This window comes from Lactococcus garvieae, from assembly GCF_016027715.1.
Taxonomy (GTDB): domain Bacteria; phylum Bacillota; class Bacilli; order Lactobacillales; family Streptococcaceae; genus Lactococcus; species Lactococcus garvieae_A.
The window spans coordinates 11,987-24,276 of record NZ_CP065691.1 but is presented as its reverse complement, the minus strand read 5'-3'; the positions used below and the strand labels follow the sequence as shown (position 1 = coordinate 24,276).

The window sequence follows — 12,290 nt, the reverse complement described above, 5'->3', positions numbered from 1 at the left end:
ATATGATTTTTTATTTATCAGAAGAGTTATTATTTAACTTTTACAGAACCTGTGATTGCTTCAACAGCTTTCTTCATTGAGATGTCGTGTTGGAGCATATCAACTGGAAGAAGTTTTTCAACTTGCTCAACTGGCATGTTGTATTGTTCAGCCAATTCTGCAATTTCAGCTTTAACTTCTTCATCTGAAGTTTCAAAGTTTTCAGCAGCTGCAATAGCTTCAATAACGAGGTTTGTACGAACACGTTTAGCAGCATCTGCTTGGTATTGTTCGTGCAATTGTTCTTCAGTTGTACCTGTAATTTGGAAGTACATTTCTGGAGAAATACCTTGTTGTTGCATACCACCAAGGAATTCGTTCATTGCGCGGTGAACTTCTTCGTGAATCATTTCTTCAGGAATTTCTTTGATTTCAGCATTAGCTACGGCTGTTTCGATAGCTGCTGTTTCAACAGTATCGTTGTAAGCTTCTTCTTTCGCTGTTTCAAGTTCTTTACGGAATTTAGCTTTGAGTTCGTCCAAAGTTTCAACTTCTTCGTCAATATCTTTAGCCAACTCGTCATCAAGTTCTGGAACTTCTTTAGCTTTAACTTCACTAACTTTAGTTGCAAATACTGCTTCTTTTCCTGCAAGATCAGCCGCTTGGTAGTCTTCTGGGAAAGTTACTTTAACGTCGATTTCTTCTCCAGCTGAAGTTCCTACAAGTTGTTCTTCAAAGCCAGGGATAAATTGACCTGATCCAAGTTCAAGGCTGTGGTTTGCACCTTTTCCACCTTCAAATTCAACACCGTCAATAGAACCAACGAAGTCAATTACAACTGTGTCACCATTTTCAGCTTTATCTTCTTTAACAGTCAATTCAGCTAAGTTGCTTTGTTCTTGAGTCAAGCGAGCTTCAACTTCTTCATCAGTAACTTCTTTAGTTGCTTCTACTGAAACTTCCAAGTTTTTGTAATCGCCAAGTTCTACTTCAGGTTTAACAGTAACTTCAGCTGTCAATTCCCATTCAGAACCTTTTTCCATTTTAGTTACATCAATTTTTGGTTGAGCAACAGGTTCAATACCTGCTTCTTTTACAGCCGCATCATAAGCAGTTGGCAATACAGCGTTTAAAGCTTCTTCAAAGAGAGCTTCTTCACCGTACATACGGTTAAACATTTGACGGCTGATTTTACCTTTACGGAAACCAGGAACTGAGATATTACCTTTTACTTTATTGAAAGCTTTGTCAAGACCGTCTTTGATTGTTTCTTGGTCAATTGAAAATGAGAGTGTACCAGTGTTCACACCAGTTTTTTCAAAACTTGCAGTCATTAATTATTTCTCCTTATTTATGAGCCTTGAGCTCAGAAATTTCATACCTTTCTAGAATAGCATAAAAACTGTGTTAATTCAACTTTTTGAGCAGTTAGTTTTTCGCTCTTTACTTCGTATTTGGTAATAAAAAAGAGCTTGCTAAAGCAAACCCTTCTATGGATTTAAACGTTGTATGACATCTTGCCATAAATTCCCACTAAAAACACGAGTCGCTTGACCTCCCCCAAGAACACCATAACCTAGCATTAAACCAGTTGCTGCTGCTATAAGGACAAGAACAAGTACTAAAAAGACCAATGAAAGGCGGATGCCTAATACTTTAATCGTTTTTTTAATCATCGATTTCCTCAAGTTCTGGAACACGTTCAATATCTGCTCCGAGTGATTTCAATTTATTGTGGAATTGGTAATATCCACGGTCAAGGTGATTCAGTTTACGAACCGTCGTTTGACCTTGGGCCACCATACCTAGTAAGATTAAGGCCGCACTGGCACGTAAATCTGTGGATTTAACTTGTGCACCTTGTAATTTACGAGTGCCTTGGATAATCGCTGTATTACGTGTAATATCAACAGTCAATCCCATACGACGCATTTCTTCTAAATGTTGGAAACGGTTCTCAAAGACAGTTTCAATCATAGTTGATTCGCCATTTGCTATCGCTTGAACAGCAGTCATTTGGGATTGCATATCTGTTGGAAAACCTGGATGCGGTAAAGTTTTGACATTTGTTGGTTTCAAAACTTTAGGGCCAATAACACGGAGTCCTTCATCTTCTTGAACAAATTCCACTCCCATTTCAATCAATTTTGAAATCAATGGTCGGTTATGCTCGCGTACTGCATCCTTAATTAAAACATCACCTTGTGTCATGGCTGCCGCTACCATAAAAGTACCTGCTTCGATACGGTCTTGAACAACAGCGTGGTTTGCACCGTGCATTTTTTCTACACCTTTGATGATGATAGTGTCTGTTCCCGCGCCTTTAACATTCGCGCCCATTTTATTGAGCCAGTTAGCAAGATCGACAATCTCTGGTTCGCGCGCAGCATTTTCCAAAGTGGTTGTTCCTTCTGCTAAAGTAGCTGCCATCATCAAGTTTTGTGTTGCTCCCACCGATGGAAAGTCTAAATAGATGTGCGCACCACGAAGCTTTTCAGCTTTTGCTTCGATATAACCCGCTTCTTGTGTAATTTCAGCACCCATTAATTCAAAACCACGCAAGTGAAGATCAATAGGACGAGAGCCAATAGAACAGCCTCCAGGCATTGAAACGCGAGCATGGCCATTCCGCGCAAGAATTGGACCCATCACCACAATGGAAGCACGCATTTTACTTACAAATTCATAAGGTGCTTTTGTTTTAACTTTAGCAGCTGCTTGGGCATGAACTGTTTTGCTTTCTTCTGAAAACTCCAAGTCAACACCAAGATGATCCACTAAGTTATTCATCATATAAACATCACTCAATATCGGAACATTGCGAAGGATGATTTCTCCTTCACTTGGCAAAAGTGTCGCTGCAAGCAAAGGCAGAACAGCATTTTTTGCTCCTTCAATTTCTACAGTTCCTTTAAGGCGTGTGTTTCCACCCTTGACAATTATTTTATCCATTTATACATTCCTATAATTTTCTTTAACTAATATGAAAGACATTCTAAATTATAGCATAATGAATCTTTTCGTCAACTTTACAGGATTATGTCTGTCTCTTGTATCAGTTGAGGAATGAATTGTTTTGGCAGGCTATAAATGTACTGTCGGTCTTTAAGGTTAGGTGTTTCGCCCTCAAAAGTTTTCGTCACAAAACCCAGTTTTTCGGTCAGAATACCTCCCGCGGCATAATCCCAAGGCTGCAAGCGGCTAAAATAAGCACTTATCTTTCCCTCTAGCAGGTCTGCATAAGACATACCAGCACTTCCCATCATCCTCACACCTAAACTTTTTAAACTAAAATCTGTCAGCTGATAATAATTTTTTCGGTAAATCATGGAATTTATGGCCAATAAACTTTCCCCAAGATCTTTAGGACGATAAGACAATATCTGATCATTACAAAAAACTTGTGTTGCATTATTCCAATAAAGTTTATCTGCCATAACATTGAGAATCAAGCCAAATTGAGGTTGGCCCTTTTCATAATAAGCAAGCATCACCGCGAAATTATCTTGCTGAACAACAAAATTTATAGTACCATCAATCGGATCCAAAACCCAAAAATTTTCTTTCGAGCGGTCAAATGTAGCGATGTGTCTCCCTGACTCTTCTGCTAAAATTTTATCTTCTGGGTAAGCACTGATTATTTTTTCGACAATAATTTCTTGAACTTTTTTATCAAAATTAGTGACTAAGTCGCTAAAATTACTTTTCTGAGAAATTTCCAAAGTCTGATGAATATTGTCTCGGAGAAAAGCTCCTGCTTCTCTTACCCAAGTCTTCGCGTACTTAAGCTTTTTCAGAGCGAACGTATTGTCTTTCACTAGCTTGTACCTCCTTAAGGGCACGATAAAGCGAATAACCACTGTTTTCTTCGAATTCTCGACCCAGTTGTTTCTCTTGCATTTTCGAAGGAACAATCTTCTTAAAAGCTTTATAGCTCTCTAGAAATTCTTCACGATTAACTTTACTTTCATAAAAATTTTCAACTTGATTTAAAAAAGAGAGTACCGCAGTCATTTCAGCAGTACTCCAACTTAAATCAAGTGGATATTGATAATTTGCTTTCATTATTTCCCACTATCCTTATTCAGTTTAAAATTCGTTTACGGCACGCTTCATTTCTGCGCGACGATAATGACGAGGCAAGAAGGCACGAATCTCGTCTTCATTAAATCCAATTTGTAACAAACGATCATCTGTAATGATGGGACGCCGCAAAAGGTTCGGATACTCTGTCACCAAATTGATTAATTCATTAATCGTCAATTCATCAATATCCAAAGCAAGCTTTTGAAATATTTTTGAACGAATTGAAATAATATCCTCGGTTCCGTTTTCTGTTTTAGACAAAATTTTACGTAAGTCATCATTTGTCATCGGCTGTGTCAGAATGTTGTGTTCCCTATAAGGGACACTGTGTTTGTCCAACCATGCACGCGCCTTACGGCAACTTGTGCATGACGGCGATAAGTATAAATCAACCACTTTCTTTCCCCATTCTATCTAGGCTGTGAACAATTTTTTAAATCTTGATCAATGCCATTATTTTGTAACTTATTATACCAAATTTTAGAGATTAAGAAAAGTGCATTTTTTTACTATTGTGTAAGAATATATGTCTATGTTACACATTGTTCATATCATCACAAATTTCTTGTAAATCTTCAAATCTAATCAATTCCATGTTATAATTCGATGTCTTTTGCATCTTGTCCGTAATATAATGCAGTTTGGTTTCATTTTCTTCATCATATAAAACCAAAGAGCCATCTGAATTCTCCAGCAAGAAATCATTATATTGCCGGAATTGATTGGGACTTTCATAATCTTCGTAAGCATATTTAACATAATCTACATCTTTAAATTCTTGCAACTTAGCTTGATTTGCTTCATTCCAATTTTTTCCATGTGTTTCGAAAGGAAAAATACTGGCAATAGAAAAATCATATTCCTTCTGTAATTCTTTAGAAACTTGCAATGCCCAATATTCAAATCCTAAATTTCCCGTAAAAATAACCCAGTTAAGACCATTGTCCAAATAAGCTTCCAAGCGGCGTTGTAAAGCTTTTTTGATAATCGTTATTTTTACATCTTTTCATCAAAAATACCGAGGTCAAAAGCTGTGTAACCAGTGATAAGTAAAGTTTTCATAACCGACACTTCCCTGTAAAAAATATGCTATAATTACATTATACAATAGAAGTGACAATTTAATAAACGGAAAAAGGCTTATGTTGAAATATCCTCAGGGTTTAAATAAACAAGGAAAACATTTTTCAAACGAAAAAGTTGTAAAGAAAACGGAGCATAACACTGCTAAAAATGTTTCTAATATGGTAAAATCAAAAACGGCAGTAAAATTTGGCAAACGTGGTATGAACTTTGAAGCTGAGATAAATGCAACAAACGATTATTATTTGTCGCGCAATATCGCTGTTATTCATAAGAAACCCACACCCATTCAAATCGTTAAAGTTGATTATCCTCAACGTAGCCGGGCAAAAATCACGGAAGCATATTTTAGACAGGCTTCTACAACTGATTATTCTGGTGTTTATCGCGGAAGATACATTGACTTTGAAGCAAAAGAAACACAGCAAAAAACAAGTTTTCCACTAAAAAACTTTCATGAGCATCAAATTGTTCATATGACAAAAGTTTTAGAGCAAAAAGGTATTGCCTTTGTTCTTTTACATTTTGCTTCACTAGGCGAAACTTACTACTTGCCTTCTGAGAATTTGATTAGCTTTTATCATGAGAAAAAGGGGTTGAAGTCCATTCCTCTTGATTATATCAAGAAACATGCCTACCCCCTTTCTTCAAATCAAATTCCTAGAATTCCTTATTTGGAAATCGTTAATCAACTTTGCGAGGTGAATTAAAATTCCTACTAATAAACGTAAAAAATCTAAGACAAAATCAAATCAAAATACTGTAGTCAAAAGATCACTCATTTCTACTTTGAAATGGGCTTTAATTCTGACTTTTTCAGCTGTTATTCTTACTTTTGTTGCAGCAGGTGCACTTTTTGTCTATTATGCTAAAGATGCTCCCAAATTGGATATGAGTAAACTAGAATCTCCTCCCTCAACAGTTGTGTACGATAAAGAGGGAAAAGTACTTGCGACACTTGGAGCTGAGCAACGTGACTTGGTGCAGACCGATAACATTCCTGTTATGCTTGTAAATGCCGTGACTTCAATCGAAGACCATCGCTTCTTCAACACTCGTGGCGTTGACCCCATCCGTATTGCGGGTTCTTTACTGAACAACTTACGTGGTGGACATACCCAAGGTGGTTCTACACTTGATATGCAGTTAATTAAACTTTCATTTTACTCAACAGATTCGTCTGATCAAACAATGGAGGTTAAAATCCAAGAGGCTTGGCTTGCTTTACAGTTAGACCAAAAATGGTCTAAAGAGCAAATCTTCACTGCTTATGTAAACAAGGTCAATATGGCAAATGGTTACTATGGCATGGGGACTGCTGCTCAAGCATATTATAATAAACCTTTAACTCAGTTATCTATTCCACAACTCGCCCTACTGGCAGGCATGCCCCAAGCCCCAAATACTTATAACCCTTATAAAAATCCTGAAGCAGCAAAATATCGTCGCGACTTAGTGATTAACTCAATGTATCGCTTTGGTAAAATCACCGAAAAACAAAGAGACGAAGCGATTAACACACCGATTGACGATGGACTTCAAGAGTTGAAAGGGAGTGTAAATATTCCTGAGTATGCTAATGATTTTATCTCTGAGGCAATGAAACAAGCGAATCAAGAAACTGGAACCATTGCTGCTAATGCTGGCTTGAAGATTTATACAACACTTGATAGCACTGCTCAACAAAATTTGTATAATATCGTTAACACTAATGACTCTGTACCTTTTACAGATGATGAGCTTCAAGTAGCTTCAACTCTAATTGATACACAAACGGGAGGGGTTGCCGCACAAATCGGTAGTCGTAAGCAAGAAGTTGTTGCCTTTGGTTTCAATCAAGCCACAGCCAATGACCGCGACTGGGGATCAACTATGAAACCTTTAGTTGATTATGCCCCCGCCTTTGACGATGGTATTTACAAGAGTACTGCACAAACCATTGCAGACTCGGGTCCTTACTTTTATCCTGATGCCCAAAATATCCAGCTGAACAACTGGGATAACCAATATCTTGGAAATATCACTGTACGCCAAGCATTGGCTCTGTCACGTAACATACCCGCCATTAAGACTTTAGATGCAGTAGGGCTGGACAAAGCAACTGCTTTCGCCAATAAATTAGGACTGAAATATGCGGTACAAACAGGGACTGATGCTGAAGGTAATGGAACTTTTGAGCCAGGAACAATGACGTATTCCAATGGTATTTCAAGTAATACAGGAAGTAGTGATAGACAATACGGTGCGACTTCCGAACGCATGGCAGCAGCCTATGCTGCTTTCTCAAATGATGGCATCTATACTAAACCTTACTATGTATCTAAAATAGTGATGCCTGATGGTTCTACAAAGAATTATGAGCCTGAGCGTGTTCGGGCTATGAAATCCTCAACTGCTTATATCATTACAGATATCCTCAAAGGGGTAGTCAAAGGTAATGATGGAACAATCCCAGCCCTTTCAACAGGACTTTATGCCCAAACTCCAGGTCTTCCTGAAGCTGGTAAAACCGGGACTTCCAACTATAGCGATACCGAATATCAGCAGGCACTAGAAACTGCTGGTATTACCCAAGCACAGCTTCAAGGTGGCTCTATGTCCCCAGATGAGAACTTTGTAGGTTATACACCACAATATTCAATGGCTGTATGGACGGGATATAAAAACAAGCTACAACCTATCTATGGTGACAATATGTATATTGCAGCCAAAGTTTTCAAAGCAATGATGACTTCGCTCTACCCAGATCCAGCATCTGTCGCAGACTGGCAAATGCCTGCGGATGTTGTGAAAGAAGGCTCTGAACTTACTGTAACAGGAAGTTAATTTATGAAAATCGATAAAATCGTTAGTGAAATTGCTCAGGAAAATGCTTATATCCTGAGCAATTCTGCTTTAAGTCTACTTATTGACCCAGGCAGTCAGCCTGAAAAAATTATTGACAAACTGCAAGAGGTTGACAAACCTTTAGCTGCTATCTTATTGACCCATGCTCACTTTGATCATATCATGGGGCTAGACCGTATTAAAAAGCTTTATCCTCAAGCACTCATCTTTTTGCATGAAAATGAAAAAGAATGGCTAACCCACCCTGAGCTCAACGCTTCGGCTTTGATGATGCCTCAGCCAGTAGTTTGTCAATCCACTGTGGATAAATATTATAATTGCGATATCTCTTATAACTTTTCGGGCTTAGATTTTTCTATCCGGCATACACCGGGGCACTCAGCGGGTGGTATTAGCCTAGTATTTAATGAAGAAAAAATTGTGTTTTCTGGCGATGCTCTCTTTGGTGGGGCTATTGGAAGAACAGATCTACCAACTGGTAATCATGAACAACTTCTTCACTCTATAAAACATGAATTATTCTCCCTCCCCGATGATTTTAGAGTTTACCCAGGCCATGGACCTGCTACGACTATTGGACAAGAAAAAATCTATAATCCTTTTCTATAAGGTCAAGGAACTTAGCCTGAGTTTATCCTTGCCTAAAAACCTAGACTTGAAATTAATAAAAAAGATCAGAATGCGTACGCGTTCTGATCTTTTTAGTTTTCTATATCCTTTTATAGCTAAGGTAAGGATACCTATTTTAAATAATCTTATTATACAGACAAGGTTTGTCCTGGGTAAATATTACCTGTAATGCCATTGATAGCTGCAAGGTCGTCTGCTGTCATCCCGTAAACTGACGCGATAGATGTTAAAGTGTCACCCGATTGGACAGTATATGAACTCGAAACGGTGCTTGTTGACACAGTAGAAACTGTTGACGTATCTGTAGAAGTGCCAACTGAAGGAATTTGCAAAACTTGCCCAATCATAATATGATCTGTTGCTGAAAGACCATTTTGAGCAAGCACAGCATCCATTGACAAGCCGTATTGGGCAGCAATAGCAGAGACCGTATCTCCTTCTTTCACTGTGTACGACTGTGTATCATAAGCTCCTGTATTAGTGCTGGTTGTTGTAGTTGTAGTAACATAGCTTGTTGTTGAAGCCGTTGTAACAGTACCTCCGTCATACGCTGTCAAACCATACTCGGCAATAAGAGCATTTAATTTTGAGGCATAGTTTGGATCAGTAGCATAACGTCCTTGGAGCCATGCCGTTGCATCTTGATACGAGCTGGTGTTTTCACGCCAAACGCCAGAATACAAGAAAGATCCACGCAAAAGACGAGCTTGAGCTGCACAGGCCTCAGCAACTGAATCATAAGCTTGGAAAGGCTCAACAACATTGTGCATTTGACCATCAAGAAATTCTTGCGTAGGAAGATAAACTGGGCTTCCTGAAGTGTACTTCACTCCAAAAATGTTGTTGTAGTTCACAGCTAAAGCACTTTGGCCTGCACTGCTTTCTAAAATACCTTGTGCGATCATGACAGATGGATAAAGTCCATACTCATTTGCTACTGGTGTTGCTGCTTCCGCCAAGTCTTGTATGGACATTGCTTGAGCTTTTACAGCTCCTAAACTTGTTAGTGCAACAGCTGCTGCACCAAATAAAAATTTGTGTTTTGTTCTCATTTTACAAAATCCCCATAATTAAATAATTAAATAAATAATTCATTAATTTTAAGTATATACTATTTACGGGGCAATGTAAAACTATATAATCTGTCATAATATAATTTTATAGCATTCATTCGCTTTTTTTATAGAAAACTGATAGAGTAGGTTTTATAATTGAAGTACGAACATTCGAAAATGAAGAGGAGTATTCTATGACTAAAATTTATGAAAATATCACTGAGCTTATCGGACAAACCCCTATTCTCAAGCTTAAAAATCTTCCTGAGGACAGTGCTGAAGTTTACGTCAAGCTTGAAGCATTTAATCCTGGTGGTTCTGTAAAAGACCGTATTGCTCTGAACATGATACGTCAAGCTGAGCATGATGGCATTTTAAAAGCAGGGGGAACAATCATTGAACCAACTTCGGGTAATACAGGAATTGGTCTAGCTTTTGTCGGTGCTGCTCTGGGTTACAAAGTAGTTATCGTTATGCCTGAAACTTTCTCTGTAGAACGTCGTAAACTTATCCAAGCTTATGGTGCTGAGCTTATCCTTACACCAGCCGCTGGTGGTATGAACGAAGCAATCGCCACGGCAGAACGCTTATCTGAAGAAAATGGGTGGTTCCTTCCCCTTCAGTTTGACAATCCTGCTAATCCGGCTGCCCATGAAGCAACCACTGCCGTTGAGATCATAGACGCCTTTGGTGAAACAGGTTTAGATGCCTTTGTTGCTGGAGCTGGGACAGGTGGCACCATCTCCGGTGTTTCCCATGTTTTGAAAAGAGCTAACCCTAATCTTAAAAGCTATGCTGTGGAGCCTGCAAGCTCTCCTGTTCTTAACGGCGGCCAACCTCAACCCCATAAACTCCAAGGGATTGGTGTACCTTTTATTCCAAAGGCGCTTGATACATCTTCTTACGATGAAGTTATTGACGTTCCTGTTGAAGAAGCCTTTATCACAGCTCGCGAAGTGGGTTTCCATCAAGGCTTCCTTGTTGGTATTTCCAGTGGTGCTGCCATTTGGGCTGCACTTGAAGTTGCCAAAAAACTTGGTAAAGGTAAAAAAGTACTTACTCTTTCTGCAGATAATGGAGAACGTTACCTTTCCACTGAATTATACGATTTTTAACACGCACACTCTAATGATAAAAAGCCTTGCGGTATTGCAAGGCTTTTTATTGTATTCTAGATTAGTTGGCTACTTTAAGCATTTCTTGGTAGATATTACGGAAGATAGTAAGGAATCCCTCTATCTCTAACATATTATTGGTATAATCTAAGCTGATACGTACAGCACTTGTGGCGATGTCTGGCTTGACATGCATTGCCATAAGGGTCCCCGCAGCTGCATTTTTCTTTGAGGAACATGCAGATGTTGTAGATATATATATTTCATGTTTTTCAAAAGCGTGAACGACTACTTCACCACGAACTCCACGAATACCAAAGGTCAAGATATTTGGAACAAAGTCATCCATTTCTGAAAAAAGAATAATTTTATCTTGCTTTGAGAGCTCTTCAAAAATAATCGATTTCATTTGACGAATTTTTTCCGTTTTATGGTCAAAGTCGTCTAAAGTCAATCGCAGTGCTTTAGCTGTGGCAGCAATTCCTGCTAAGTTCTCAGTTGTTGAACGCTTATTGTTTTCCTGGCCTCCACCATGCAAAAGGGGAGCCAAGCGTTTACCTGATTTCACATAGAGAAAACCTACTCCACGCGGTCCATGAAACTTATGAGCTGAAAAAGTAGCAAAGTCGACCCGATCGAGCATAAAATCTTCTATAGCAATCTTCCCAATAGCCTGTACAGCATCAATATGGAAGGAAATTGTGGGTTTATCTTTCAAAATTGCAGCAATTTCTTTGATCGGTTGAATAGAACCCACTTCATTATTTACGGCCATGACAGACACGAGAATTGTATCCTCACGAATCAAAGCTTCGAGTTCTGACACTTTCACAAAGCCTCTCTCATCGACAGGTGCTTCTTCAACATCAAACCCTTGACTGGCTAACCAGGCTGCTGTATTTTTAACTGCTGGGTGTTCAATAGCGGATATAATAATATGCTTACCAAACTTTTCTTTCTCATAGGCAACACCTTTGAGTACCCAGTTGTCTCCTTCGGTTCCTCCACTTGTGAAGAAAATTTCTTCTGACTTTACATGGAGCAGCTCCGCAATTTGGCGGCGTGATGCTTCTAAAAGTCTCGTTGCTGTTGAGCCTAAGCTGTGTAGGCTTGATGGGTTTCCCATAATTTTAGTGGCAACATCTGTATATGTGCGCAATACTTCTGGATTTATAGCTGTAGTGGCTGAGTTATCAAAGTAAATAATCTTATTTTCCTCATTTCTGAATATCATTAAATGCCATATTTATGAATTCAAAGGCATTATCATTTCCTCATTCTATCACTTTTTTCTGGTTTTTTACAGCTCAAAAATTGTTAACTCTTGAATGCACACAAAATATTCTATCTGCTTAATCGCACTCACATCAAAAAGAACATTTATTGTCAAAGGGAAAACGATAAAAGCCCAACCTTGTGAGGTTGAGCTTTTTGATTTCAATTTTCTCGTATTAAAAAATACCATGGATAACCACGGTATCAGTATTTCTACGCT

Annotated in this window: 12 protein-coding genes and 1 pseudogene; 4 read left to right on the top strand and 9 right to left on the bottom strand. The window is 38.6% G+C overall.

The genetic code is table 11. The features are described from left to right. Window positions 1-29: 29 nt before the first annotated feature. The 7 genes and pseudogenes from tig to I6G50_RS00270 all read right to left on the bottom strand — a co-directional run bounded on the left by tig (window position 30) and on the right by I6G50_RS00270 (window position 5,127). Window positions 30-1,313 (bottom strand): trigger factor, encoded by a 1,284-nt coding sequence (tig, locus tag I6G50_RS00300; protein ID WP_197908829.1) that lies wholly within the window; start codon window positions 1,311-1,313, stop codon window positions 30-32. Window positions 1,314-1,469: 156 nt separating this feature from the next. After that, complete coding sequence (locus I6G50_RS00295; protein WP_003135175.1) at window positions 1,470-1,655, bottom strand: DNA-directed RNA polymerase subunit beta; 186 nt, start codon at window positions 1,653-1,655, stop codon at window positions 1,470-1,472. Next, entirely contained in the window at window positions 1,648-2,931 is a 1,284-nt protein-coding gene (gene murA / locus I6G50_RS00290) for a UDP-N-acetylglucosamine 1-carboxyvinyltransferase (protein WP_003135176.1), read from the bottom strand. Before murA ends, I6G50_RS00295 begins: the two co-directional genes overlap by 8 nt. Before the next feature lie 77 nt (window positions 2,932-3,008). Continuing rightward, a complete protein-coding gene (locus I6G50_RS00285) occupies window positions 3,009-3,797 on the bottom strand; it encodes an inositol monophosphatase family protein (protein WP_197908828.1) in 789 nt (262 codons plus the stop codon). Beyond that, complete coding sequence (locus I6G50_RS00280) at window positions 3,763-4,044, bottom strand: UPF0223 family protein (protein WP_003135178.1); 282 nt, start codon at window positions 4,042-4,044, stop codon at window positions 3,763-3,765. Before I6G50_RS00280 ends, I6G50_RS00285 begins: the two co-directional genes overlap by 35 nt. Before the next feature lie 24 nt (window positions 4,045-4,068). Then, the gene (spx, locus tag I6G50_RS00275; protein WP_042753123.1) at window positions 4,069-4,461 is read right to left on the bottom strand and encodes a transcriptional regulator Spx; all 393 of its coding nucleotides are present in this window, start codon (window positions 4,459-4,461) and stop codon (window positions 4,069-4,071) included. Window positions 4,462-4,600: 139 nt separating this feature from the next. Continuing rightward, a pseudogene (locus tag I6G50_RS00270) lies at window positions 4,601-5,127 on the bottom strand (DUF1273 domain-containing protein). Between the two features lie 80 nt (window positions 5,128-5,207). On the opposite strand from I6G50_RS00270, the gene recU reads away from it, so the two are divergent. The 3 genes from recU (at window position 5,208) to I6G50_RS00255 (ending at window position 8,604) form a co-directional block, all read left to right on the top strand. Further along, the gene (gene recU, locus I6G50_RS00265; protein WP_003135832.1) at window positions 5,208-5,858 is read left to right on the top strand and encodes a Holliday junction resolvase RecU; all 651 of its coding nucleotides are present in this window, start codon (window positions 5,208-5,210) and stop codon (window positions 5,856-5,858) included. Window positions 5,859-5,937: 79 nt separating this feature from the next. Beyond that, window positions 5,938-7,974, top strand: coding sequence for a transglycosylase domain-containing protein (locus tag I6G50_RS00260; protein WP_081165209.1), 2,037 nt, complete (start codon window positions 5,938-5,940; stop codon window positions 7,972-7,974). A 3-nt stretch (window positions 7,975-7,977) separates the two neighbouring features. Next, window positions 7,978-8,604: an MBL fold metallo-hydrolase gene (locus I6G50_RS00255; protein WP_197908827.1), complete on the top strand. Its 627-nt coding sequence runs from the start codon at window positions 7,978-7,980 to the stop codon at window positions 8,602-8,604. Window positions 8,605-8,753: 149 nt separating this feature from the next. Here the strand turns inward: I6G50_RS00255 and I6G50_RS00250 are convergent, their stop codons facing one another. After that, on the bottom strand, window positions 8,754-9,677 hold the full coding sequence (locus tag I6G50_RS00250) for a LysM peptidoglycan-binding domain-containing protein (RefSeq protein WP_197908826.1): 924 nt from the start codon (window positions 9,675-9,677) through the stop codon (window positions 8,754-8,756). 197 nt (window positions 9,678-9,874) lie between these two features. Here I6G50_RS00250 and cysK point away from each other — a divergent pair, with 197 nt between their 5' ends. Continuing rightward, window positions 9,875-10,795, top strand: a complete 921-nt coding sequence (gene cysK / locus I6G50_RS00245; protein WP_197908825.1) for a cysteine synthase A — start codon at window positions 9,875-9,877, stop codon at window positions 10,793-10,795. A 61-nt stretch (window positions 10,796-10,856) separates the two neighbouring features. On the opposite strand, the gene I6G50_RS00240 is transcribed toward cysK, so the two are convergent. Continuing rightward, on the bottom strand, window positions 10,857-12,002 hold the full coding sequence (locus I6G50_RS00240; RefSeq protein ID WP_332262367.1) for a cysteine desulfurase family protein: 1,146 nt from the start codon (window positions 12,000-12,002) through the stop codon (window positions 10,857-10,859). Between the last annotated feature and the right edge of the window lie 288 nt (window positions 12,003-12,290).

What these genes read in the sequence shown, in the direction of transcription:
- I6G50_RS00280 (WP_003135178.1), bottom strand. Translation starts at nt 4,044, where the DNA reads ATGAAAGCAAATTATCAATATCCACTTGATTTAAGTTGGAGTACTGCT.
- cysK (WP_197908825.1), top strand. Translation starts at nt 9,875, where the DNA reads ATGACTAAAATTTATGAAAATATCACTGAGCTTATCGGACAAACCCCT.
- recU (WP_003135832.1), top strand. Translation starts at nt 5,208, where the DNA reads ATGTTGAAATATCCTCAGGGTTTAAATAAACAAGGAAAACATTTTTCA.
- tig (WP_197908829.1), bottom strand. Translation starts at nt 1,313, where the DNA reads ATGACTGCAAGTTTTGAAAAAACTGGTGTGAACACTGGTACACTCTCA.
- I6G50_RS00255 (WP_197908827.1), top strand. Translation starts at nt 7,978, where the DNA reads ATGAAAATCGATAAAATCGTTAGTGAAATTGCTCAGGAAAATGCTTAT.
- I6G50_RS00295 (WP_003135175.1), bottom strand. Translation starts at nt 1,655, where the DNA reads ATGATTAAAAAAACGATTAAAGTATTAGGCATCCGCCTTTCATTGGTC.
- murA (WP_003135176.1), bottom strand. Translation starts at nt 2,931, where the DNA reads ATGGATAAAATAATTGTCAAGGGTGGAAACACACGCCTTAAAGGAACT.
- I6G50_RS00250 (WP_197908826.1), bottom strand. Translation starts at nt 9,677, where the DNA reads ATGAGAACAAAACACAAATTTTTATTTGGTGCAGCAGCTGTTGCACTA.